Source organism: Streptomyces sp. NPDC052114 (genome assembly GCF_040680155.1).
Taxonomy (GTDB): domain Bacteria; phylum Actinomycetota; class Actinomycetes; order Streptomycetales; family Streptomycetaceae; genus Streptomyces.
In genome coordinates, this window is sequence record NZ_JBFAWC010000003.1 from 612001 (window position 1) to 635639 (window position 23639).

Annotated in this window: 24 protein-coding genes; 13 read left to right on the forward strand and 11 right to left on the reverse strand. The window is 70.6% G+C overall.

Annotation, left to right across the window (positions count from 1 at the left end; translation table 11 throughout):
- Nucleotides 1–15: 15 nt before the first annotated feature.
- From AB0L89_RS09595 to AB0L89_RS09605, 3 genes are read left to right on the forward strand one after another with little or no spacing between them, the layout of a single operon-like run.
- Nucleotides 16–645 (forward strand): hypothetical protein, encoded by a 630-nt coding sequence (locus tag AB0L89_RS09595; protein ID WP_365136940.1) that lies wholly within the window; start codon nt 16–18, stop codon nt 643–645.
- Complete coding sequence (locus AB0L89_RS09600) at nt 635–2299, forward strand: mobilization protein (protein ID WP_365136943.1); 1665 nt, start codon at nt 635–637, stop codon at nt 2297–2299. The genes AB0L89_RS09595 and AB0L89_RS09600 overlap by 11 nt, the downstream gene beginning before the upstream one ends.
- A 34-nt stretch (nt 2300–2333) precedes the next feature.
- A complete protein-coding gene (locus tag AB0L89_RS09605) occupies nt 2334–2702 on the forward strand; it encodes a hypothetical protein (protein ID WP_365136946.1) in 369 nt (122 codons plus the stop codon).
- 65 nt (nt 2703–2767) lie between these two features.
- On the opposite strand, the gene AB0L89_RS09610 is transcribed toward AB0L89_RS09605, so the two are convergent.
- Both AB0L89_RS09610 and AB0L89_RS09615 read right to left on the reverse strand, forming a co-directional pair.
- A complete protein-coding gene (locus tag AB0L89_RS09610; protein WP_365136949.1) occupies nt 2768–3586 on the reverse strand; it encodes a class I SAM-dependent methyltransferase in 819 nt (272 codons plus the stop codon).
- Nucleotides 3583–4920, reverse strand: coding sequence for a helix-turn-helix transcriptional regulator (locus AB0L89_RS09615; protein WP_365136952.1), 1338 nt, complete (start codon nt 4918–4920; stop codon nt 3583–3585). The genes AB0L89_RS09610 and AB0L89_RS09615 overlap by 4 nt, the downstream gene beginning before the upstream one ends.
- A gap of 103 nt (nt 4921–5023) precedes the next feature.
- Here AB0L89_RS09615 and AB0L89_RS09620 point away from each other — a divergent pair, with 103 nt between their 5' ends.
- The 4 genes from AB0L89_RS09620 to AB0L89_RS09635 are packed head-to-tail and all read left to right on the forward strand — an operon-like array spanning nt 5024 to nt 7449.
- Nucleotides 5024–5488 (forward strand): ATP-binding protein, encoded by a 465-nt coding sequence (locus tag AB0L89_RS09620; protein ID WP_365136955.1) that lies wholly within the window; start codon nt 5024–5026, stop codon nt 5486–5488.
- Nucleotides 5482–5958 (forward strand): hypothetical protein, encoded by a 477-nt coding sequence (locus tag AB0L89_RS09625; protein ID WP_365136958.1) that lies wholly within the window; start codon nt 5482–5484, stop codon nt 5956–5958. Before AB0L89_RS09620 ends, AB0L89_RS09625 begins: the two co-directional genes overlap by 7 nt.
- Nucleotides 5959–5986: 28 nt before the next feature.
- Nucleotides 5987–7102: a hypothetical protein gene (locus AB0L89_RS09630; RefSeq protein WP_365136961.1), complete on the forward strand. Its 1116-nt coding sequence runs from the start codon at nt 5987–5989 to the stop codon at nt 7100–7102.
- The gene (locus tag AB0L89_RS09635) at nt 7099–7449 is read left to right on the forward strand and encodes an ASCH domain-containing protein (protein WP_365136964.1); all 351 of its coding nucleotides are present in this window, start codon (nt 7099–7101) and stop codon (nt 7447–7449) included. The genes AB0L89_RS09630 and AB0L89_RS09635 overlap by 4 nt, the downstream gene beginning before the upstream one ends.
- 22 nt (nt 7450–7471) lie before the next feature.
- Here AB0L89_RS09635 and AB0L89_RS09640 read toward each other — a convergent pair whose 3' ends face one another.
- From AB0L89_RS09640 to AB0L89_RS09650, 3 genes are all read right to left on the reverse strand, one after another.
- The gene (locus AB0L89_RS09640; RefSeq protein ID WP_365136967.1) at nt 7472–10036 is read right to left on the reverse strand and encodes an ATP-binding protein; all 2565 of its coding nucleotides are present in this window, start codon (nt 10034–10036) and stop codon (nt 7472–7474) included.
- A gap of 141 nt (nt 10037–10177) precedes the next feature.
- Nucleotides 10178–10585: a hypothetical protein gene (locus AB0L89_RS09645; RefSeq protein WP_365136970.1), complete on the reverse strand. Its 408-nt coding sequence runs from the start codon at nt 10583–10585 to the stop codon at nt 10178–10180.
- Nucleotides 10586–11104: 519 nt separating this feature from the next.
- On the reverse strand, nt 11105–11488 hold the full coding sequence (locus tag AB0L89_RS09650) for a helix-turn-helix domain-containing protein (RefSeq protein ID WP_365136973.1): 384 nt from the start codon (nt 11486–11488) through the stop codon (nt 11105–11107).
- Between the two features lie 335 nt (nt 11489–11823).
- On the opposite strand from AB0L89_RS09650, the gene AB0L89_RS09655 reads away from it, so the two are divergent.
- Nucleotides 11824–12381: a response regulator gene (locus AB0L89_RS09655; RefSeq protein WP_365136976.1), complete on the forward strand. Its 558-nt coding sequence runs from the start codon at nt 11824–11826 to the stop codon at nt 12379–12381.
- Here AB0L89_RS09655 and AB0L89_RS09660 read toward each other — a convergent pair.
- Nucleotides 12378–13037: a response regulator transcription factor gene (locus AB0L89_RS09660; protein WP_365136979.1), complete on the reverse strand. Its 660-nt coding sequence runs from the start codon at nt 13035–13037 to the stop codon at nt 12378–12380. The genes AB0L89_RS09655 and AB0L89_RS09660 overlap by 4 nt on opposite strands.
- Before the next feature lie 8 nt (nt 13038–13045).
- Nucleotides 13046–15355, reverse strand: coding sequence for a histidine kinase (locus tag AB0L89_RS09665; protein WP_365136982.1), 2310 nt, complete (start codon nt 15353–15355; stop codon nt 13046–13048).
- Between the two features lie 158 nt (nt 15356–15513).
- Here AB0L89_RS09665 and AB0L89_RS09670 point away from each other — a divergent pair, with 158 nt between their 5' ends.
- Complete coding sequence (locus AB0L89_RS09670; protein WP_365136985.1) at nt 15514–16554, forward strand: CPBP family intramembrane glutamic endopeptidase; 1041 nt, start codon at nt 15514–15516, stop codon at nt 16552–16554.
- The gene (locus AB0L89_RS09675) at nt 16551–17033 is read left to right on the forward strand and encodes a hypothetical protein (RefSeq protein ID WP_365136988.1); all 483 of its coding nucleotides are present in this window, start codon (nt 16551–16553) and stop codon (nt 17031–17033) included. The genes AB0L89_RS09670 and AB0L89_RS09675 overlap by 4 nt, the downstream gene beginning before the upstream one ends.
- A gap of 16 nt (nt 17034–17049) precedes the next feature.
- Here the strand turns inward: AB0L89_RS09675 and AB0L89_RS09680 are convergent, their stop codons facing one another.
- Nucleotides 17050–17199 carry a hypothetical protein gene (locus tag AB0L89_RS09680; RefSeq protein ID WP_365136991.1) on the reverse strand — a complete coding sequence of 50 codons (150 nt, stop codon included), beginning with the start codon at nt 17197–17199 and terminating at the stop codon, nt 17050–17052.
- 139 nt (nt 17200–17338) lie between these two features.
- On the opposite strand from AB0L89_RS09680, the gene AB0L89_RS09685 reads away from it, so the two are divergent.
- Nucleotides 17339–19468, forward strand: a complete 2130-nt coding sequence (locus tag AB0L89_RS09685) for a translation factor GTPase family protein (protein ID WP_365136994.1) — start codon at nt 17339–17341, stop codon at nt 19466–19468.
- 45 nt (nt 19469–19513) lie between these two features.
- On the opposite strand, the gene AB0L89_RS09690 is transcribed toward AB0L89_RS09685, so the two are convergent.
- Nucleotides 19514–20458 carry a sigma-70 family RNA polymerase sigma factor gene (locus tag AB0L89_RS09690; protein WP_365136997.1) on the reverse strand — a complete coding sequence of 315 codons (945 nt, stop codon included), beginning with the start codon at nt 20456–20458 and terminating at the stop codon, nt 19514–19516.
- 129 nt (nt 20459–20587) lie between these two features.
- On the opposite strand from AB0L89_RS09690, the gene AB0L89_RS09695 reads away from it, so the two are divergent.
- A complete protein-coding gene (locus tag AB0L89_RS09695) occupies nt 20588–21496 on the forward strand; it encodes an aminoglycoside phosphotransferase family protein (protein WP_365137000.1) in 909 nt (302 codons plus the stop codon).
- A 55-nt stretch (nt 21497–21551) separates the two neighbouring features.
- Here AB0L89_RS09695 and AB0L89_RS09700 read toward each other — a convergent pair whose 3' ends face one another.
- Entirely contained in the window at nt 21552–22190 is a 639-nt protein-coding gene (locus tag AB0L89_RS09700) for an HAD family phosphatase (protein WP_365137003.1), read from the reverse strand.
- A 62-nt stretch (nt 22191–22252) separates the two neighbouring features.
- Here AB0L89_RS09700 and AB0L89_RS09705 point away from each other — a divergent pair, with 62 nt between their 5' ends.
- On the forward strand, nt 22253–23059 hold the full coding sequence (locus AB0L89_RS09705) for a tyrosine-protein phosphatase (protein WP_365137006.1): 807 nt from the start codon (nt 22253–22255) through the stop codon (nt 23057–23059).
- Here the strand turns inward: AB0L89_RS09705 and AB0L89_RS09710 are convergent.
- Complete coding sequence (locus AB0L89_RS09710) at nt 23023–23508, reverse strand: carboxymuconolactone decarboxylase family protein (RefSeq protein ID WP_365137009.1); 486 nt, start codon at nt 23506–23508, stop codon at nt 23023–23025. The two genes, AB0L89_RS09705 and AB0L89_RS09710, sit on opposite strands and share 37 nt — an antisense overlap.
- Nucleotides 23509–23639: the final 131 nt, after the last annotated feature.

A 23639-nucleotide genomic window follows, 5' to 3' on the forward strand; every position in this document is an offset into this window, starting at 1 on the left:
GCCCCCGCCCCTGGGGTGGCGGAGGAAGAGGCCGGGCGCCAGCGGGCGCCCGAGCCGGAGGAGGGGGTGGCCGAGCCCAGCGCCACGTCTGCCGCCTACAGCGCCGAGCAGCCCAACGCCGCTCCCGCCGCGCACGACGAGCTGCCCGCCGACACGGCTGCCTCGCAACCCGAGCCTCCCGCCCATCCTCCGCTGCCCGTTGAGCAGCCCTCGTGGCGTGAGCCCGACGCCCCCACGCTGCCCGCCCGGATGAACCGCAAGCGCACAGGCGAGAACCGCGACCAAGAGAAGAAGATCCGCTTCACCCCGACCGCCGTCCGCATCATCGACGAGGCAGCCGCGCGGCGACGTCAGAAGTTCGCCGGGTTCGTCGGCGACGCCGCCTTGGCCGTCGCCCTCGGCAAGGCCACCATGGCCGGCAGCCCGGAAGACGACCCCATCCGCCCGCTCGTAGAGGCCATCGATGCACACACCCAGGCGCTGAACCGGAACGGCACCAACCTCAACCAGATCATGGGCGCCATCCACTCCGGCGCGATACCCGAGCGCACCAAGACCGTCCTCGACCACATCGAGCAGGCCGCTCAAGCCAGTTACGAGCTACTCGACCAGCTCTTGGCGGAAGGCGTCGCACATGGTTCCTGACGTCTCCACCGGATCCGACACCCGAGGACTGATCAACTACCTCTTCGGCAAGGGCCGTCGGGATGAGCACACCGACCCGCACATCGTGGCTGCCTGGGACATGGCCGGCGCCCCCGACCCCGGCCGCGACCCCACCGCCACCTACACCCAGCTCGCCCAGCGTCTCGACCACCACGTCGACCTGCGCACCCGCGAACTCGGCAAGGCGCCACCTAAGCACGTGTGGCACTGCCCGGTACGCACCGCACCCGGCGACCCCTACCTGACCGACACCGAGTGGGCCGAAGTCGCCCGCCGCATCGTGGCTGCCACCGGCATCGCCCCCGAGGGCGACGACAAGGCGTGCCGGTGGATCGCCGTACGGCACGCGGACGACCACATCCACATTCTCGCCACCACCGTCCGCGCCGACGGCCGCCGCCCGCGTTCGAACCGGGACGGTTGGCGGGCCCAGCGCGAATGCCGCAAGATCGAGGCCGAGTTCGGTCTGCGCCAGCTCAAGTCCGGTGACCTGACCGCGCCCAAGACGCCCACCGGCGCCGAGCGGGCCAAGGCCGAACGCCTCGGCCAGGACAAGACCACGCGGGAATGGCTGCGCGAGCGCGCGTACGCGGTCGCCGCCGCTGTACACAGCGTCGACGACTACTTCGCCGTGCTCACGTCTCTGGGCATCCAGGTCAGGCCGCGCGTCAGCGCCAAGACCAACGAGGTGGACGGATACAGCCTGGCCGCGCCCGGCGAAACCATCTTCTTCGGCGGCTCCGCGCTCGCGCCCGACCTGTCGTACAACCGCCTGGCTGAGCGCCTCCCCACCCAGGATGTGGCCGACCGACCCCAGCAGGTGGCGGACCCGGCCGACTCGTGGCGCCGTACGGAATCCGCCGTGCGTACAGCGCGCACGCTCCTCGACTCTGGCGACGACGCCAGCGCCCAGGGCCACCTTGACGCGTTCGCCGACACCCTGCACAACCTCGCCCGCGCCACTCCCGGCCCGTACCAGGGCGAACTACGAGCAGCGGCAACAGCGTTCAATCGTGCACGCCGCTCCGCGATCCGGGCCGACCACGAGGCCGCTGGCGAACTACGCCAGGCCGCCAGGGAACTCACCTACGCCGCCAACGTTCCGGGCGGCCTCGCCATCGCCCTCGTCTTCGCCGCCCTGCACTTGGCGCGCGCCGCCGCCAAGTGGCACGAGCAGCGCGGCCACGAACAGCAGGCCGCAGCGGCCGAGGAAGCCTTCCGCCACCTCCAGGAGGTCTACCGCCAAACCGCCGAGCCCGCCCTGGCGGACCTCGCCCAGCGTGCCCCACGTCCCCAGACCGTCCAACGCTTCGAGGTTGCCGTACGCCAGGCCGCACCCGACCACGCCGACCGCATCCTGGCCGACGCCGCCTGGCCCGCCTTGGCCACCACCCTCGCCCGCGCGGAATCCGCCGGCCACAACGCCCGGCGCCTCCTCGCCGAAGTCGTCGCCCAGCGAGAGCTCGACACCGCCGAACGCCCCGCCGAGGTCCTCAACTGGCACATCACCGCCCAGTCGAACAAGCGCGCCCACGCAGCCCATACCCGCAGCACCACACAACGCACCGGTACCCCAGTCCGCCCCAGGACCACCGTCCCGCCCCACCAGCAGCCCCCAGCGCGGCGGCGCTGACATCCCCAACCCCACTCTGGAAGGAACCCCCTGCATGCCCCACACCTCCATTCGCCCCGACGTGGTCGTCCTCCTCACCGATTCGGACGCCTCCCGCTACGGCACTGTTCGCCACAAGCACCGTGACGGGGCCCCGTTCACCGCCGCCGAACTGGAGTTGCTCTCCAGCGCCACGCAGGCCGAGAGGGAAGCCGCGGCCGCGCAGATACGTCTGGAAAACGACTGGGTGAGTGAACTCCCCGCGCTGCAGAAGGCGGTCGACGCCCTGATCACGAAGTACATCGACCAGGTCCCCGGCGCCGGCCCGTTCAGCATCGGCGATATCTGCGACGTGATGACCGATGCCGACCAGGCGGAGATCAAGCGGCTGGTCGAGGCCGTCAAGGTACGGAAACTCTTCTGACAACACCCCGAGCGCGGATCGGTCTGACCCGTACTCGGACACCATGCGCATCCTCGTCTGCCCCGCTAGCGGCGGCAGACGAGGATGCCGCCCAGGCAGTGGATCTCGAATGCCCCATGCCGGGCGATGTGCTGCTCCAGAATGGTGCGGGCCCGCTCGATCGTGGCCTCGAAAGGCACTTCATGCTGATCCGCCCACGCCTGGTACGAGGCCATGTGCGCAACGACAGGTCCGGCATCGCGGACCGTGATGGTGCCGGGCAGTTCGACCGTCTCGACTCGGCCGAACTCCTCTCCGAGCAAGGCCGGCGCCTTCTCCAGGGAGAACCGGGCGCTGAGCGAGATCCGTGCCGGGCCACGACCGGTGCCGAGGACTTCGCCGGCCGCGCGGACCCACAGCTCGTCCAGCTCGGCCTTGTCGCGGTCGCTGTTGGTGGAGGTGATCAGCAGGCCGTCCGCAGTGACGATTCGGGAGAGCTCTCGCACAGCCTGGGCGATGTCGGAGGCGTGGTAGAGCATGTGCAGCGCCAAGGCGGCGTCCACGCTCGCCGTGGCCAGTGGGAGCCTCGCCACATCCGCCACCGCGACCGCACCGGGCACGTCGGCGAGGATGCCGGGCGCGATATCCAGGCCGAGCAGTTTGAGATCAGATCGGCCCTGGCGCAGCCGCTTGATGAACTTGCCGTTCCCGCAGCCGACATCAACGACCCGCCCGCGGACGGCGCTCAGCTGCTCGGCGACAATGCCGGGCAAGTCGTGTCGCGGCGTCTGCCATTGATAGAGCGACTGACGGGCGGCAAGGTCTCGGTCACCGTTGTAGGCGCTTCCGGCGAGGCGGTCGCGGTCGGTCACAGCGGCGTCGTGGGCAGCGGAGAGGTCTGTCACGTCGGCAGCTCCGGAGGACGGGCGGCGGGAGATGCCGCGAGGACGGCTGTGTGCTGGATGCGCTCGCACAGTTGGGACACCTGCGCGGCTCCACCGTACTGGCGCCCGCTCAGCTCCCGGCAGAGATCAACGAGCCTCCGAACAATGCTCGCCGACACACGCTCCACGGGCGCCTCGAGCACGAACCCGGCCATCGCCTCGGTGCCATCGAGGTCACCCAGAAGCATGTGTCCACGGGCAAGATCGAGGTGGGCCGCAAAGAGGTCACCGACCGACTGGTCATCTGCCTCGGCGCCACGGTAGAGCCGGATCGCCGTGTCCGCGCTGGCGATGGCCTGCTGCACATGGCCGCGACCGCCAATGGCCAGATGAGTCGTCCCGGCATACGCGAACTGCTTGGCGGCTGGGAAGGCGAAGACTCCTGGAGCGTCATCGTGGCCGAGCATCCCCTCGCGGGAGCGTTCCGCGTCCGCAAGGGCGATTGCGGCGCCCGCCTTGTCACCTGCTATCGCCAGTGAACGCGCCTCCAGGCTCGCGAGGCGGGCGCCAATGCTTCCTCCCGCTCGATGCTGGCGCCCCGCTTGGGCGAGCTGGGCCGCCTGCTCGTAGTTCCCCGCCCAGTAGGCGATCAGCGATTCCACCGCCCGCACCCAGGCCAGCATTCCCTCATGCCCGGCCGCCTCGGCGCACGCACGGGCAGTACGGGCATGGGTGGCCGCCGACTCGTAGTGCCCCAGATCCAGGCAGACGTGGGCGCACAGCCCGCACAGCCGCGACGCCGAGACATACAAGTCGCTCGTCTGCCGTGGCCGTTGGCGCCCTCGAAGCAGGTCGAAGACACCATCCCGCAACTGCTTGATCTCGACGTACAGCTCCAGCAGAGGGTGGCTGACGTACGAGCGCGCGAGCCGCGCCACGTCGGCCTCCAGCTGCTCGACGACCAGCTCGTCGGCGTTGCGCTGCGTGATGAACCGGGCGAACTCGGCCGACGACGAGGCGTCCGCCGACACGGCGGCGGCTACGGAACGCTCGGCCGGACTTGGCACTGCCGCCAGGCCATCCGCTCCCTCCGCCCCGTCCTGATCGCCACGGCGCCGCTGGGTGAGCGCGACTGCGCGGTCGAGGACACCCACCTCGACCGCTAAGACTTGAGCCAAGTGCTTTCGGGTGTAGGGGACCGGGATGCGCGCCTCACGCTCGTAGCGCCCGATCTCCTTGCCGGTTACGGCAGCGCGGCCCTCGCGGGCGTTGTACTCGTCGGCGACCTTCTGCTGGGTCCAGCCGCGCTCCTTGCGCAGGCGGAGGAGCAGGGCACCGATACCCGTGTCGCCCATCCCATCTCCTCGGAGCATGTGGATCCTGGCCCCCATAGTGGCCCCCCGCTTGGCCCCCGCGCTGGCTCCCGACCCAAACGAGCGATGCCGATTGGCTGTTGGCATGGCCAGCAGAGCACGCGAGAAGCCGGAGACACCTTCGCCGGACGACGCCGAGGGCGGTGGTGCCGGCGAGCACCGCTCGACACTTCTCATCCGGCACAGGCCCGCAGCGCACGCCGCCCGTGAGTTCGTCGCCGAGGCCCTTACCCAGTGGGCGATGACCCGACGCCTCGATGACATCCGGTTGTGCGCCTCGGAGTTGGTGACCAACGCCCTGCTGCACGGCGGCCCTGCCGGAAGTCTGATCCTCGTACGCCTGGAGCTCCACACCACCCACCTGCTGCTGGAAGTGCACGACGCCGGCGACGGAATCCCGAAGCGACACAAGGTGCCGGACACCAGCGACGACGGTCGTGGGCTATTCCTCGTCGCAGCCATCGCCGACGACTGGGGCGTGGCCACCCGCCAAGGCCCTGGCAAACGTGTGTGGGCTGCCTTTCACTACACGGAGGCGACGCGATGCTGACGCCTGCCCGCGCCGCTCACCCCACGCTGTCCGCCAGCCTGATCGCCTCCCTCGCGACCGCCACCTGGATCGACACCGATCCGGCCGGCGCCACCCTGTGCTGCCTGCTCCTCGTGCCACAGCCACCCCGAAGCTCGTACGAGACACCCGTGATCATCGAGCAGCGCATGCGCGCCGTCGCGACCTCACTGGGCCTCGGCCCCGCCACCGCGCCACCGCCCGACATCGGGACACGCCTGCACCCGCTCAGCCCGACCAACGTCGCCCTGCGCTTCGACGGAACTGCGTACCGCAAGCGCATACCCGCAGGCAGGCCCTGGACCTTGCTGCTTCGGCAGCGCACCCCGGCCGCCCTCGTACTGGGCCTCGACGCCCTCTCACGCGCCGCCTCACCCGCCGAGATCGACGCGTACCTCGACCACTCCACGCTCCAGCAACGGCTCTTCTTCGGCCGCACCCAGGCCGAATGAACTGCTCCCCAACGCAAGGGAATCCGCCGTGACCATGCACCCCGTCTCACCGAATACCGTGCTCGCCAACGCCCTCCACCACGCCGAGGACGTCCTCACTCCGCGCATCCTGGCCGAACCACCGGAACGGATCGTGCTCGTCGTCGGCACCCAGATCAACGGCGCCCCACACCTCGGCACCTCCCTGGTCCAGTCCCTCGCCTTCGCCATGGCCGCCCGCCTCCGAAGCCGCTTCGGCCTGGTCACAGAGGTCCTATTCAGCGCCCTCGACAACGCGCCGTACGACCTGGCCAACGACCCGGTGACCGGTCATCGCTACCAGCGTGCGTACGCCCAGGCTCTCGGCGCGCGGGCCCTGTCAGACCTCGTTGCCGCGCTCTACGAGCCGCTGTTCACCGCACTGTCTCGCCGCTTGGGCATCCCGTACCGGATCGAGACGTACACCCAGCAGCAGGCCGGCGAGCACTTCCGCCGCACCTGGTTACGGGTCCTGCCGCGCATCGATGCCGCCCGCTGGTGGCTCGCCCCCTCGACTGGTACGCCTCACGTACGGGTTCCGTGCCCCCGCTTCAACTGCGGGTGGGCCGAGAAATACGCCGACCGCACTCGGGTGCGCCTCACCGGTCCAGAGGCTGCCACGGTGACCGCCGTGTGCCTCCACCACGGCCCCTACGAGACTGCCGTAACACCCACCGCAGGGTCGTATCTAGATCTCGCCACCCTCTACCGCAACCTCGTGAAGGAGCTCGCGCTGGCCGGCCCGCGCGGAGCGCTTCACGTCATGGTCAAGGGTGGTGACTGGGTCTTCGGCTCCCATCTCGTCGACGAAGCCCTCCAAGCCGTCGGCCTCACCCGAGCCCAGCTTCCCGCCCGGCTGTTCTGCCCCCAGATCGTCACGGACACCGGCGCCAAGCTGTCCAAATCCCTGATACGCGAGGGTCACTCGCCCTTGCCCCACGGTGCGGCCGACTGGATGCTCGATACCCGGCAGTGGCCCGGCTCGTTGCCCGAGTACGCAGACCGTCTGCTCGCCCTGAACGAGACTCTGCTGTCCGACCCCCGCCACTTCTTCCGCTCGTACTCAGCCGCCGCGATCGGCCGCATGATGACCACACCAGCACCCAGGAGCGTTCCCGCCCCATGACCGACACCACCGCCCGCGTCCACGAACTCAACCTCTACCGCAAGTACTTCGACCTGGTTGCCACGGGCGCCAAAACAATCGAGGTACGGGTGAAGTACCCGCACCTCGAAGACTTGGCCCCCGGCGACATCATCCGCTTCCGGATCAAAGGCACCGACGAAGCCTGCGAGGTCCACGTCAAACGGGTTACTGAGTACTCCGACTTCGAAGCCCTACTCACTGGCGAGGGACCAGCAAACGTCAATCCGACAGCCGCCCATGATGTTCAGCTCGCCAGCATCCGCGCCATCTATCCACCAGAGAAGGAGGCTCTAGGTGCGCTTGCAATCGAAATCCAAGGAACGTGACGACCGCGACACCAATGCCCGATCAGGCAGTCGTTGATGTTGGAGGCCGAACAAGCAAATATCCCGACACCGAGCTCAAACCGCCATCGCCCAGTTGAAGCTCGTCCGACCAATCGCGCTGCGCAATTGGATGCAGTAGCGACTCAAGCGTGCAGGACCAGGTGGTGCACAGCATGCGCATGAAAGATCCCGTGAGCGTGCTTGAAATGCGCCACCATCCCTTTTCCCAAGTTACCGTGGCGTGGTTACGAGCGAACTCGTACTCGGCGTCACGATTCCCCCCATAAGGAAAGACATCTGACAGCGGTGGGCCCGCCCACCTCTCACAAATAAGGACCCAGTCATCAGGCAATTCCACTGATTCAAGCGAGAATATATGATAGGCCCTCGGCGGGCTCGAATGCCAGCTCAAGGGGGCTCCCGAAGCCAAGAATATCCTGTCGCGCTGGGCCGCCCATTCAGCGATCCGAGACAGGCACATTGGCCCCTGCGACGTCAGCGCAAAAGCCATGTCTTCCGGAAGGGCTTTGAAGGCTTGATGGAGGGACCCTGCCAGTTCAAGTTGCAAACCCTCGTCGAACTGACTCGTGTCGCGGAGATAGAGTTCCTGAGCTCGAAGCCATTTTCTCACCTGCTCCTGGGTCGCGGACAGTGCGACACGGTCCCGTGAAGCACGATTCGGCTGACCGCAGAGGTACCCGACAAAGTTACGCGATCCATCAGCGAAGAATCCACTGAGCGTCACGATCCCGGCGTATCGGTTGCGACCAATGATGTCTGAATTTCCCCAGAGTGTCGCCAGCCCTATCCGTCTACCTTCATCATCGAGCAGTTCTGTCGCGCGTGCGATGAAGTCATCTCTCATCAGCAAGCGCTGCTTTTCATCGCCGAGGCGGAGGTTTCCGAGAGCAGGCGGATAGAGGCGATCGAACACCGCTTCAGGCGAACCTGTAGCCAAGGAAAATGGCTCGAGCACATTTCCCTCAGGGGCGGCTGGCTCACGCGTTTGAATCGGGATTGCGTTTTCGAGCACCAGGCGCTGAATCAACTGACTGAGCCGGTCGTCCTCAGTACGGTACAAGACACCCTGGATGTCATTGGGGCTCTTCTTCAGAAATACACGAACCGTCGTGCCCTCCGGCACCCAGCCCTCCGAACTGATGGGTGTGAGCAGGGGACGGCGAGACGTCCCGTCAAAGCTCAGGCGTCGGGCATCCTTTACTGCGGCGTCGTAGCGTCGGGTGGTCAATTCGACCTTGTCACCCAGGAGGAAAACTGAGAAGAATCCGATGCCAAACCGGCCGCTGGGTTTGAACCCGCCTCCAGCCAGGCCCGGAAGACGATTCCGGAGACTGGGAGAGCTCCATCCGCTCTTGCCAAAGTCGAGCAAGCCATGGATCAGAGTCTCCTCGTCCATACCGACGCCGTTGTCGCGAACCTCCAGGCACCAGGAGCCATCAGCCTCGGTGAGCAGCACATCAATGCGGCCGTCAGGAAAATCGGGCTGCAGCGCGTGGCGTGCAAGCACGGCATCCTGAGCATTCTGAATGAGTTCCCGTACGGCGACTTCGGGTTCGTCGCCATACAATTGCTCCCCACCCAGCCCTCTGACCAAGGCGGACACGTCCGAGACTGTGACGGTCGCGTCGATGGGCCTCCAACCCTGCACGCGAAAATGCTCAGCAAATCGCTCGGGCGAGTCGACTCCCGCGACAGCCCGAGCTGCGAACCGATCTCGACCAAGGTCATGTAAAAGCGCATCGACCGCCTTGAGTTCCTGGTCGATACCACGAAGGTAGTCGAGCGCTAGCCACCACGAGGGTGCGTCCTGGGCAAGAAACGGTCGCAGCGCTGTATAGGTGACTCGATCTCCAGTCAGGTCAGGGCGACTGACGTGAGTTTGAAACCGCCAATGCTCGCGTGGGACACCTTGAGGATTACGCAGTGCAAATAGCAGCGTCGGCGCGCGACGCCCGTCGACTTGCGTGGCGTCTGCAAGTCGCAGAATGCAGGAGAGTTTGAGCGGATCAATCGTCCAGTCGCGCGGCTGCCAAGGCCAAGAGTTCGCCTCACGGCGGAACTGGCCGGCGAGCTGGTCCACTGGCCACCAGTGACTAGCAGCCAAGTCACCTATCAGTGGACCGTACGCCTCCCTCAGCAAGACATCCCCAATGAGGTGAATTTCGTTGCCCGTGTCAGATTGCCAAGAGTGATCGACTAGCCGGCGCGCCTGCTCGGCATGTGATTCACGGATTGCGCTTGCTCGGCAAGCAGCGACCAGCTCAGCCGGGGGCGAGTCGAGTTGATCTTGCTCTGGCCAACACCCCTGCTCTTGATAATAGGCCACCGACAGAAGATCGCGCCACCGTTGTTCCCCTAGCGTCTCAGGGACACTCGTGCCATATGCCGCCTCCCCCATCGCAGCATCGTGTAGCACGAAAGAACAACCCAACACATAGGCTTCCGCAGGATTCAGCGTGACTGCGTTCCCACATACGAGGTCCGCGGTCTCCCATAACGCGTCTACGTGCGTGATGTCGTGCACAGTAAATTCCGGCATGCTGCGTGCGTTCTCCTGGAGAAGCACCGCAGCCGCCTTCCTGAGTCCAAGGTACGAAACTCGAAGCCTCTCGCGTTGTTCATGGTGCGGGTCATCATCTGAGCGTACAGCCAGTGCGTTCTGCCACAGAGATGTGCTTGTGTAGTCATGCTCGGACACAGGAAATACTCACCTCATTGCCGGCAGAAGAAATACGGCTGCGATCATCCACATAACGATCATTGAGACAATGATAAATAGCAGTAGGTACGTCTCGTACCAACGCATGAAATTGCCTGGCCGGGGGCGTGCGCGGAAGCCAGGACCAACATGCTTTTCGGTGATATCGCACTCTTCGTTTCGATAGTCCAGCCAGGCCAGCGCACCAACCACAATCAACATACTCGTGAAAGCCGCTACCAGAGTGACGAGAACCAATAGCCCAATTACTCCACCTCGCGCGGTGGCAGGTTCCAATCCCCACTCGCGGTAACCTACGAAAACAGCAAGGGCTGCACTGACTAGTGCAGTGGCGAGCGTTTGGTACAGGGCGAGAAAGCGGTGAGTGTTCTCGTTAACAGCGTGGATCTGCTGCAAGACATATCGATACCGCTCCAACGCGAACTCGTTCTGGACCGAAGTCGCTTCTGGACTGGTCTCCCCCGGTGTGGTCATCGCCCTCCCATTGCCCAGTCCAGCAGCATAGGCAACTCACGTCTGCCCGGCTGCGGTTTGCCCAGACTCGCAGTGCTTGTTGGGAGGCAGTAGGCCCTGCCCTCCCGATCGGCGGCAAGTGGCCGCAGCCTCGTTCGGCGCTGGGAGGGGGCTGCTGCAGGATCATGCTCTGGAGGCGAGACCAGTCCGCAAGCAGTCCGCAAGACACCCGATCAAGACCGTCGCGACCCGTCGCTAGCAATCACCAAAGGGCCAGGTCAGCGACCCACAGCAGAGATCGCTGCAGGTCACGAACCCGGCCCATTACTTGGAGACGAAGAAGGCCTGATCCAGGCTCTCTTCGCGACGGTCTGCGGACGGTGCACCTCCGCAGGTCGGCGAGCACAGCGAGCATCCCGAAGGGGCTCGGCCGGTCATCCCGGCCGGGCCCCTTCGAGCGCTTCAGGCGTCGAAGTCGCGGCGCGCGCCCTCGATGTGGGCGAGGTGTTCCTGGGTCCAGCCGCAGAGGGCGTCGACCGCCGTGCGCAGGCCGCGGCCCGGGGGCGTCAGGGTGTACTCGACGCGGGGCGGCACGGTGGGGTGGACCTCGCGGTCGACCAGGCCGTTGCGCTCCAGCATGCGCAGGTTCTGCGTGAGCATCTTGTGGCTGACGCCCTCGACCTCGTCGCGCAGTTCGCTGAAGCGCAGGGTGCGTTCGCCGAGCGCCTCGATGATCAGGAGCGCCCACTTGTTGGCGACGTCGGCGAAGATCTCCCGCGCCAGCGAGTCCGCGCGCCGCAGATCCGCGTCCTCGGGCAGGTCCTTGAGCTCGTGCTTGGTCACCATCTGGTCCCCCGTCACCAAGAAGTGCGTTCTCGCAGGTCGATCTTCACTCTCCTACGGTTCCCGGGTCACCACAAGAGAGCCATGGGCGACTTCACCGCCTCCGGACGACGGAGGGAAATCTGGCCTATTTCGACGGTCGCCGTCCGGTCGGCACGGTCACCGGCGTCAGCGAGGCGCCCTTCTCCTGCCAGCCGGTCGAGATCAGTTGGGCCGCCGGCAAGAGGCTTCCGGCCCGAGTCCGTTCGACATGTCCTGGCCATGGTCTCCGGCCCCGAGGGGCGTCCACAACTCCGCACTGACATACGCTGGTTGAGGGAGTGAGAGGACCTGAGACCATGCCTCCGGATTCGAAGATCCTCATCGTCGACGACCACAAGGACACCTTGTTCGCGCTGGAGAGCGCGCTGGCCGCCCTCAACTACGAGCTGACCTGCGTCACCAACGGTGACGACGCCCTCAAGGAGATCCTCCGCGGCGACGTCGGCCTCGTACTGCTGGACGTCCGCATGCCCGGCTCCGGCGGACTGGACGTGGTGCGCTACATGCGGCGCCTGGAGCAGACGCAGCACATCCCCATCCTGCTTCTGACCGGCTTCGGCATGAACCGCGACCTGGCCGCCGCCGCCTTCCTCCTCGGCGTGGCCGACGTGGTCCTCAAGCCCGTCGACCCGTGGATGCTGCGGACCAAGGTGCGCTACCTGTACGAGTCGTACCGGCGCACGTGCGCCCTCCAGCGGGAGCTCGACGTCCTGCGGGCCGACGGGGCGCACGCGCCCGCCCAGGCTCCGGCCGCCAAGGAACGCCGTTCGCGGGAGCCGGACGGGGCCAAGCCCCGGGTGCCCGCGCAGCCGACGGCGGCCTCGCACGAGAGCGCGGTGCGGGACCGGGGCTAGCGGGTGCCCCGGGGACGGGCCAGGCCCAGGTCGTAGGCGAGGATCGTGGCCTGGACGCGGTCGCGCAGGTCCAGCTTGCTCAGGAGCGCGTTGACATGGGACTTGACCGTGCCCGTGGTGACGCCGAGGGCCGCGCCGATCTCCGCGTTCGTGTGGCCCGCCGCGACCAGCGCAAGGACCTCGCGCTCGCGGGGCGTGAGGGATTCCAGGAGCGCGGGGTCCGGAGCGGGGGCCGTGTCCGCGAAGGCGTCGATGAGCCGGCGCGTGACGGTGGGCGCGAGCATGGCCTCGCCGGAGGCCACCACGCGGATGCCGGCGAGGAGTTCCTCGGGCTGCGCGTCCTTGAGGAGGAACCCGGAGGCCCCGGCGCGCAGGGCGTCGTGGACGTAGACGTCCTGGTCGAACGTGGTCAGGACCAGCACGCGCGGGACGGTGCCCTGGGCCCGCGCGCCCGGGTCGGTGAGCAGGCGCGTCGCCGTCAGGCCGTCCATGCCGGGCATGCGGATGTCCATCAGGACGACGTCCGGGGCGTGCGCGGAGGCCAGCTGCACCGCGCGGGCCCCGTCCGCCGCCTCGGCCACCACCTGGAGATCCGGCTCCGCGTCGACGATCGCCGCGAATCCCGCGCGGACCACGGCCTGGTCGTCGACGACCATCACCCGGATCACTCCGGTGCCGGGATCGGCGCCGGGGCCGGAGTCGGGCTCGGTGCCGGTCCCGGGCTCGGTGCCGGAGTCAGTACCGGTGCCGGTGCCGGGATCGGTACCGGGGTCGGTACCGGGGTCGGGGTCGCGGCCGTGGGCGCCGGTGCCGGTGTCCGTACTGATGGCGGTGCCTCTTTCGGGCTCTTGTGGGACGTCGGGTGCGGGGGCCGCTCCCGCGGCCGATGCGGTGCTTCTTGCCGGTGCCGTTCCTCGGGCGGGTGCCGTTCCTCCGGCGGACGCCGCGGCTCGCGTACGTCGCCCGGGCCCGTCACCTCTCTCAGCGCGGCCAGCAGCTCCCGCATCGCGGCCAGGCCCGCCCGCGCCTCCGCCGCGACGCCCTTGAGGTCGTCCGCCTCCGCCCGCGCGACCACCTCGCCCGCGTGCCGGAGCACCTCGCCCCGCAGTTCCACGGCGATGCGGCGGCGCTCCTCGTACGCCTCCGCCACCGCCGACCCGACCGCCGTCGTGAGCGCGTGGTCCTCCCGGGCCCTGACGCGCTCACGCCGCGTCCCCACCGCCGCGCCCAGGCCCCAGGCCCCGGCCATCGGGAACAGGAAGACCGTCCCGAGCAACACGGCGAGGAAGAGCAGCAGGCCGAAGCCGCCGTCGTCCTCCAGCTCCGTGATCCCGTAGGCCGCGGCGAGGGCGAGCGAGGACAGCGTCAGCCCGGCGGCACCGGCCGGCATCGCGAGCCAGGTGACGCGCGGCCACCCCGCGAACGCCGCCACCGCGTACACCGCCACGCACTCCGCGACGCCGCCCGTCGCCGCCAGGCTCAGCGCCACGGTCGGCGAAAGGAGCCCGAAGGCGAGAGCGAGCGGGGCGAGCCAGGCCGCGGCGAGGACCGCGGTGAGGACCGCCCAGGGCGCGCGCCGCCGCCACAGCAGCGGCAGCCCGTGCGCGAGGGCGGGGACGCAGGCCAGGGCGGTCTCGGCGGGGCTCTCGACGAGGACGACGAAGAGCGGGAACACCGCGACGGACAGCGTGATCGCCGCGTCGGACAGGTCGAGGGAGCGCAGGGCCGGGTGGCGCGCGACCCGGTGGCGCAGCGTGCGCAGGGCCGGAGAGGCGGAGGGGAGCACGCCGGTGCGCGGCAGCCGTGCCCGTACGCACCAGCCGGGACCGTCCGTGCGCGGCCCCGCCGTCAGCGTGCCGTCGAGCGCGGTCGCCCGCTCCCGCATGCCCGCCGTGCCGCGCCCGGAGCCGAGCCGCTGCCGCCCCGCGGGCGCGCCGCCTTCGGCCGCCCCGGTGCGCGCGGCCGCCCCGTCGTCCTCGACCGTCAGCTCCACCGCGCCGTCCAGGTCCGCGTCCGCCCCCGGGTCCGCGTCCATGACGCGGACCCGCACGCGGACCGCCGCCCCGGGGGCGTACCGCAGCGCGTTCGTGAGGGCCTCGCGCACGATGCCGAACACCGCATCGGCCACCGGTCCGGTCAGCGCCACGAGCTCCGGCGCCACGACGACGGCGGGCCGCAGCCCCAGCCGGGCGAACCCGGCGGCCAGTTCGTCGACGCGCTCCGCCAGGGCGCTCTCCTCGTCCGCCGCAGACGTCCGCATCATCGCCACCAGGCGGTGCAGGGCCGCCTGGGTCTCGCGGCCGGTCTCCGCCGCGAACCGCAGCGCCTGCTCGGTCAGTTCCGGTCGGCGCCCGGCCAGCCGCAGCGCGCTGTCCGCGGTGACCACCACCGAGGTGAGGTGGTGGGCGCTGACGTCGTGCAGCTCGCGGGCGAGGCGCCCGCGCTCGGTGATGGCGGCCCGGCCGCGTTCGGCCTCGGCCCGCGCCAGGTCCCGCGCGGCGGCCCGGCGCCCGGCGTGCCAGCGGCGGCGGCTGCGGCCCAGGCCCACGACGGTCAGATAGAGCACGCCGTTCACGGCGGTCTCGCCGGCCGCCTCCAGACCCGAGTCGAGCACCAGCACCGAACGGACCGTGTCGACGACGAGCAGAGCCCCGCCGACCAGGGCGGCCGTCCGCCCGGGGCGGCGCACCGCCACCGAGTACAGCGCGATCAGCAGGCCCAGCGAGTGCAGGAGCGTCGCGTCCTCGGGCAGGAGGAGCCCGGCGAGCATCCCGGCCTCGACGGCGAGCGCGGCGGCGACGGGACGGCTGCGGCGCACGCCGAGCCCGGCCGTGACCACGACCGCGATCGCGAGGGCCGCCACGAGGTGGGCGGTGCCCACCGGCTCGCCCTCCCGCAGCACGCGCCCCGGCCAGTAGGCGAGCTGCGGGATCGCCAGCAGGACGGGCAGCAGCCAGTTCCGTATCCGCTCCATATCGGCCTCGATGATACGGAGGAGGTGCGTGTTCCCGCCTGCCGCGCCCGGGGCACCCGGTCCCTGCCGCCGGAGGGTCCGCGTCTATCTCTGGTTGGAGAGCGTGATCGTACGGACGGCCGACGCCTCGGCCCCGCGCCGCCGGAATGCTGGTGGGCATGACCACGCCGCCCCACCAGGCCCCCTCCCCGTACCCCGCGTACCCCCACGCGTACGCCCCGCCCGCCCCCTGGCCCCCGTACACCGCACCGCCCCTCCCCTACCACCGCCTCGCCCTGGCCACCGGGCGGCACCGCTGGTGGCGGCCGGTGGCGGGGACCGCTCTGGTGCTCGGCGGGACCCTCGTCACGGCGGTCGCGGTGATGGCCGGCGGGGAGATCGCGGGCGCGTTCCTGAACCGGCCCGTCGACAAGGAGGGCTTCCGCGTCTGGGGCGGCATCGGGGAGACCGGGCTCGCCCTGCTGTCGCTCGCGCTGCTCACTCCTCTGGTGCTGCTGGCCGCGCGCTGGGCCCAGCGCCGTCCGGCGGGGACCGTGTCGTCGGTGACCGGGCGGCTGCGGTGGGGCTGGCTCGGGCGGTGTCTGGTGGTGGCGCTCCCGCTGGTCGCCACGTCGCTGGGCATCATGCTGCTGCTCCCCGAGCCGTCGGGCGGCGGCACGCGGGACGAGCTGGTGTGGGCGGGGCTGCCGAACTTCCTGCTCGGTCTCGCGATGGTGTGCGTGCTCGTGCCGTTCCAGGCCTCGGCGGAGGAGTACGTGTTCCGGGGCTGGCTGGTCCAGGCGGTCGGCGCCTGGTGCCGCTCGCCGTGGGTGGCGGTCCTGCCCCAGGCCCTGCTGTTCGCCGCCGCCCACGGGTGGGGCACGCCGTGGGGCTTCGTGGACCTGACGGTGTTCGGCCTGGTCGCGGGCGCGCTGACGGTCCGTACGGGCGGGCTGGAGGCCGCGATCGGCCTGCACGTCGTCAACAACCTGCTGGCGATGGGCCTCTCGGCCGCGATCGCCGGTGCGCTGGCCTCCGAGGAGACGGCCGCGGACATGGGCGCGCCGGCCGTCGCCGTCGACGTGGCCATGCTCTGCGGCTACGCGGCTCTCGTGCTGTGGCTCGCGCGGCGCCGCCGGATCGCGGCGGTGTCGCCGGGGGCGGAGGCGGGCGCGGAGGCGGGTTCTGTGGCAGGGGCTGCTTCGGGGGTGGCCCGGTGACGGTCCTGGAGACTTCCGACGACACGCGGACCGCGCAGACCGACGTGGCCGCCGTGCCGACGACGGAGACGGTCGGCGCCGAGACGCCGGCCGACGACCGGCCACGGCGCCCGCTCATCCGCCGGAGCGTGCGCGACGTGTTCCTCGGCGTCGCCGTGTGGCTGCTGCTGTTCCGGTGGCTCGTGCACGGCGAGGAGCGGACACCGGTGAGTTCGCTCGGCCTGGTCGCCGGGCTCGTGACGGTCACGGTGTGGGTGACCGGGGCCGCTCTCCTGCGCGGCAAGGAGGACCGCGCGGCCCGGTGGATCGCCGGGGAGTCCGCGGCCCTGGCGGTGAGCGCGGTCGCCTGGGCCTGCGCGGTGCGTCCGGCGAGCACCTCCCTCGTCGACCTGCCGACGCCCGCCGCGAGCGGGCTGCTGCTGGCCGCCGCGGCGGGTCTCGGCCTCTGGGCGCGGTACGCGGAGCGGCGTTCCCGCTGATCGCGGAGGGGCGCGCTCACCGGGCCGGGCCGGGCGGCACCCACCTCACCCGGCCCACCGCACCCCGGCCCGCGGCCCCACGCGTCGCCCGCTGCTTCAGCCTGTACGCGCACAGCGGCTTCTTCGCCGTGCCGTCCTCCAGGGTCGCTTCGGCGGTCTTAATCACTTGCGGCGCCCGATCACCGACTGCTCCACTGGCGGGGCCGGGGAGAGCCCGGCGGAGTCGACGAAGGAGAAGGTAATGCGGCGTTCGTGCATGTCCCACGCGAAAGGACTTCCCCCCTCTTCAAAGGACATGACGGTACGTGCATTCATCTGCTCCGCACACACTGAACCTGGGCATCCTCGCCCACATCGACGCCGGTAAGACCAGCCTGACCGAGCGGCTCCTGCACGCCGCCGGGGTCATCGACGAGGTCGGCCGCGTCGACGACGGCACCACCCGGACCGACACGCTCGCCCTGGAGCGGCAGCGCGGGATCACCATCAAGTCCGCGGTCGTCTCCTTCGTCATCGGCGCCTCCGCGAGCGGCACCGACGACGGCGACAGCGGCGGCGTCACGGTCAATCTCATCGACACGCCCGGCCACCCGGACTTCATCGCCGAGGTGGAGCGGGTCCTGAGCGTGCTCGACGGCGCCGTGCTCGTGGTCTCCGCCGTGGAGGGCGTACAGGCGCAGACCCGCGTCCTGCTGCGGACGCTGCGCCGGCTGCGCATCCCCACGCTGATCTTCGTGAACAAGACCGACCGGCGGGGCGCGCGGTACGAGGGCGTGCTGCGGCACATCGCCGAGCGGCTGACCCCGGACGTCGTCCCGATGGGCACGGTCCGCGGCATCGGCACGCGCGACGCGCGCTTCGTGCCCTTCACCGCGGAGAACACCCGCGTCACCGCGGAGAACACCCGCGACGGCGGCTTCACCGCCCGTCTCACCGAACTGCTCGCCGGGCACGACGACACGGTCCTCGCCGCGTACGTCGAGGACGCGGCCCCCCTCTCGTACGACCGTCTGCGCGCCGAACTGGCCCGGCAGACCCGCCGCGCGCTGGTGCACCCGGTGTTCTTCGGCTCGGCGGCGACCGGCGAGGGCGTCCGCGAACTGACGGACGGCATCCGGGAGTTGCTGCCCTCCGCCGTCGGCGACGACCAGGGCCCCGTCTCCGGGACCGTGTTCAAGGTCGAGCGCGGCGCGGCCGGGGAGCAGATCGCCTGCGTCCGCGTGTTCTCGGGCACGGTCCGCACGCGCGACCGCGTGGAGATCGTGGCGGCGGGCGGCGCCGACGGTCCGGTCCGCGAGGGCAAGGTCACCGGCATCAGCGTCTTCGAGCGGGGCACGGACGTGCGGCGCGCGGAGGTGCGGGCCGGGCAGATCGGCAGGCTCTGGGGGCTCGGCGGCATCCGCATCGGCGACGTGATCGGCGTCCCGCGCGCGGGCGTCGACCCCGGTGGGCACTTCTTCGCCCCGCCGACCCTGGAGACCGTCGTCGCCCCGCTCCGCCGCGCCGACCGGGGCGCCCTGCACCTCGCGCTCACCCGGCTCGCCGAGCAGGACCCGCTGATCGGCCTGCGCCAGGACGACGTGCGCCAGGAGGTGTCGGTCTCGCTCTACGGCGAGGTGCAGAAGGAGGTCATCCAGGCCACGCTCGCCGAGGACTTCGGGCTCGGCGTCTCCTTCCGGGAGACGACGACGATCTGCGTGGAGCGGGTCGCGGGCACGGGCTCGGCGTTCGAGATCATCGACAAGGACCCCAACCCGTTCCTCGCCACGGTCGGCCTGCGGGTGGCGCCCGCGCCGGTCGGCGCCGGGGTGGAGTTCCGGCTCGGCGTCGAGCTCGGTTCGATGCCGTACGCGTTCTTCCGCGCGGTCGAGGAGACCGTGCGGGAGACGCTGCACCAGGGCCTGCACGGCTGGCGCGTCCCCGACTGCGTGGTCACGATGACGCACGCCGGGTACTGGCCGCGCCAGAGCCATGCGCACGGCACCTTCGACAAGAGCATGTCGAGCACGGCCGGGGACTTCCGGAACCTGACGCCGCTGGTCCTGATGGACGCGCTGCGCGCGGCGGGCACGGTGGTGCACGAGCCGATGCACCGCTTCCGCCTGGAGGTGCCCGCCGACACGGTCGGGGCGGTGCTGCCCCTGCTCGCGCGGCTGCGGGCGGTGCCGCACACGCAGTCGGCGAGCGGGGCGGCGTACCTCCTGGAAGGGGACGTCCCCGCGCAGCAGGTGCACGCGCTGGAGCAGCAGCTGCCCGGACTCACGCGCGGCGAGGGCGAGTTGGAGTCCGCCTTCGACCACTACGAGCCCGTGCGCGGCGGCACGGTCCCCACGCGCGAGCGGACGGACCACGACCCGCTCCACCGCAAGGACTATCTGCTGCGGGTGGTGCGCCGCACGAGCGGCGGGGGGCGGGAGGCCGGTGTCGGTGTCTGACGCCTTCCTCCCGCCGCGGGCCGCCGCTCAGGCGGCCGCCGTCGCTCAGGCGCCCGCCGCCGGGATGCCGAGCTCCCGCAGCCGGTCCCGGTCCGCGATGATGTTGATCTCCGTGATCCTGCCGTCGACGACGGTGAAGGAGCCGAGCGAGACGACCTCGCCGCCGGGCGCCGCGGCCAGGCCCGGCAGGCCGTTGACGAGCACCACGTACTGGTGGTCGGCGATCGCCGCGAACATCGCGGCCTGCCCGGCCACCGTCGCCGCGCCCCGGATCACCTTCGACAGGCCCGAGGACAGCTCGCCGGTGTCCGCGCGCAGCACGACGTCCGGGTCGAGGAGCGCGAGCAGCGCCTCGAAGTCGCCGGCGCGCGTGGCGGCCATCCAGGCGTCGACGACCTCGCGCTGCCGGGCGACGTCCGTCTCCGGCGCGGGGGCCGAGCCCTGTACCCGGCGGCGCGCGCGGCTGGCCAGCTGCCGGGTCGCGGCCGTCGAGCGCTCCACGACGGGCGCGATCTCGTCGAAGGGCACGGCGAACATGTCGTGCAGCACGAACGCGAGGCGCTCGGCGGGCGCGAGGGTCTCCAGGACGACGAGCAGCGCGAGGCCGACCGAGTCGGCGAGCAGCACCTCCTGCTCGGGGTCCACGGCGTCGACCCGGCTCACGACGGGGTCCGGCACATGGGCCTCCAGGGCGGACCGCTCCGAGGTGTCCAGGGGGTCCTCGCGCCGCGACTGCCGCGAGCGCAGCAGGTCCAGGCAGATCCGGCCGACGACCGTCGTCAGCCAGCCGCCGAGGTTCTGCACCTCGCCCGAGCCCTCCCCACGGCCCGCGGCACCCTCGGTGCGGCTCAGCCGCAGCCACGCCTCCTGGACCGCGTCCTCCGACTCGCTCAGCGAGCCGAGCATGCGGTACGCGACCGCGTTCAGGCGGGGCCTGTGCTCCTCGAACCGGGCCGCCAGGACGGCCTGCTCCGATGCCTTCTCGTTCATCTGTCACATTCTCCCGTCGCGTTCCGTCACCACGGTGACGGATCTGCCCCCACACACGTGACGACCGGGATGAACAGTAATGACCACTTCCGCAACCCTCACGACCAGTACTGGCCCAAGGAGTTACCCATGGAGATCGACGCCGACCTCGTCCGCCGGCTGCTCGCCGAACAGTTCCCGCAGTGGGCGGACCTGCCCATCGCCCCGGTGCCGCGCCCCGGCATGGACAACGCGACGTACCGGCTCGGCGACGACCTGTCCGTACGGCTGCCGGGGCACTCCCGGTGGATCGGGCAGGTGGAGCGCGAACAGCGGTGGCTGCCGTGGCTCGCCCCGCAGCTCCCGCTCACCGTCTCCACGCCGGTCGCCCGGGGCGGACCCGGCCAGGGCTACCCCTTCCCCTGGTCGGTCTACCGCTGGCTGGAGGGCGAGGCCGCGACCACCGACGGGCTCGCCGACCCGGTGCGGACGGCGACCGAACTCGCCGGGTTCATCAGGGCGTTGCAGAAGGCGGACGCGACGGACGGCCCCGCGCCGAACCTGAGCAACGCCTTCCGCGGCGAGCGCGTGGGCACCGAGTGCGACTCGCTGGCCGCCGACTCGCTCGTCCGCGCCAAGATCGCGAAGCTGGACGGCATCGTCGACACGGCCGCCGTGACGGCGGTGTGGGAGGCGGCGCTCGCGGCACCCGCGTGGGACCGCGACCCGGTGTGGCTGCACGGGGACCTCGCGACCGGCAACCTGCTCGCCGTGGACGGGCACGTGAGCGCCGTCATCGACTTCGGCACGCTGGCCGTGGGCGACCCCGCCTGCGATCTGATCCCCGCCTGGATGTTCCTGCCCGCGTCGGCACGGGACGCCTTCCGGGCGGCGGTCGACATGGACGACGCGACGTGGGCGCGGGCCCGCGGCCTGGCGCTCGCCGGGTCGCTGCCGGTGCCGGACGACCCGTTCTTCGCGATCCCGGAACGGGTGACGGCGTCACTGCGCCATCTCGGCGCGGTGCTCGACGACTTCGCGGAGCACGCGGGCGGCTAGGACCGGCCGCCGCGGGGCCGTGCCGGGACGGCGGCCGGCCGGCCACCGCGCAGGTCTACGCCCCGATGACCGGCGCCAACACCGCCCGCAGGTCGGCCGGTTCGCGGTACAGCAGGCCGGTCATCCCGAGCGCCTCGGCCGCGGTCACGTTCTCCTCGCGGTCGTCCACGAAGAGGCAGCGGTCCGGGGCGACCCCGGCCCGCCGCGCCGCCGTCTCGTAGATGCGGCGGTCCGGCTTGACGACGCCGAGGTCGGCGCTGCCGATCACGTCGTCCACGAGCCCGTCGGGGCCGGTGAGGCCGAGCAGGGCGAGGTCGTCGGCGAGCCAGGGCGTCGCGTTGGTGACGAGCAGGACGGGCAGTCCGGCCGCGCGGGCCTGCCGGAGCAGCCCGACCACCGTCTCGTCGGCGCGGAACTTGGCCTCGGCCAGCGTCGTCCCGAGCGCGCGCCCGCGCTCCCTGGGCACCCGGTCCGCGAGCTGGTCGGCGATCGCCTCGATCCACTGCTCCTTGGTGATCTCGCCGCGCATCAGCGGCAGATCGGTCCCGGGCGCGAAGGCGACCTCGGCGGTGGCGCCGCGCGGCAGTCCGGCGTCGCGCTCGGCCTGTTCCAGTTCCGCCATGTCGTAGAAGCGGATCACGCCGTCGAGGTCGCTCAGTACGGCGTCGAACGCCCGGCCGGAGATCGTCGTCATCGCATGTGTCTATCACGCGGTCCCGGGACGGGATGCCGGTGCCTCACGTACCGTCCGACGGTGTGAGCACCGACGACAGACACATACCGTTCGCCCGCCTGCACAACTTCCGTGACCTGGGCGGCTACCGGACAGCCGACGGCCGCGCCGTGCGGTGGGGGCTGCTGTACCGCGCCGACTCGCTCGGCAAGCTGCGCGCCGACGAGGGGGCCGACGAGGCCGAGCGCGCGGACTGGGCGCGCTTCCGCTCGCTCGGCGTCCGCGCGGTCATCGATCTGCGGCACGGCTGGGAGATCGACGCCAGGGGCCGCCTACCGGAGCGGGCGGAGGCCGCCTACCACCACCTGAGCATCGAGCACCGGCCGTACGACCAGCCCTCCCTCGGCCCGGAGGTGCTGCCGGGCCCGTACCTCGCCGAGCGGTACATGGAGGTGGCGCACGACGGCGTCAAGGAGATCCGCGCCGCGCTCGACGTCATCGTGGCGGCGGCCGCCGACGAGGCGCCGCTCGTCTTCCACTGCGCGGGCGGCAAGGACCGCACGGGCCTGATCGCCGCCCTCGTCCTGGCACTGCTCGGCGTCCCCGAGGACGAGGTCGTGGCGGACTTCGCGCTCACCGAACTCGCCTCGGAGCGGCTGCTCGCGGACTGGCGGGCCGCGCACCCCGACGCCGGGGAGATCTGGCCCGCGTACCCCCACGCGCCCGCCGAGGTGATGCGCCTGTTCCTCGCCGAGCTGACGCGCCGGCACGGCTCCGTCCGCGGGTACGCCGCCGAACTCCTCGGAGTGGACGAGGAGTTCGTCGACGCGCTGCGCGGGGCCCTGCTGGAACCTCAGCCGGCGACCCCGGCGAGCGCGCCCGGCGCGTAGGCACCGCCCTGGTTGTCCAGGATCACGCCGAGCCGGTTGGTCGCGTTGATCATGGCGATCAGGGAGACCAGCGCGACGGTCTGCTCCTCGTCGTAGTGCGCGCGCACCGCCGCCCAGGTCTCGTCGGCCACACCCGTGGAGGCGTCGGCGATGCGGGTGCCCTCCTCGGTGAGCGCCAGCGCGGCCCGCTCGGCCCCGGTGAACACGGTGGAGTGCCGCCAGGCGGCCACCAGGGCGAGGCGGGCCGCGCCCTCACCGGCGGCCGCCGCGTCCTTGGCGTGGATGTCGACGCAGAAGCCGCAGCCGTTGATCTGGCTGGCGCGCAGCTGCACCAGCTCCTGGGTGGCCCTGGGCAGCGACGACTCCTGGATCACCAGGCTGACGGCGTAGATCCGCTTGCCGATCCTGGCGCCGGTCTCGTGGGCGAACAGGTCCATACGGGGTTCCATGACGGTGTCCTCACGGGTGACGTCGTGTGCCGGGCGGCTCGTCCGCCCGGCGTCCTGACGAACACGAGATGCCGGCCGCCGGGCTCCTGTGACAGCACGACGGTGTGACGCAGGCCACCGCGCCGGGCTGT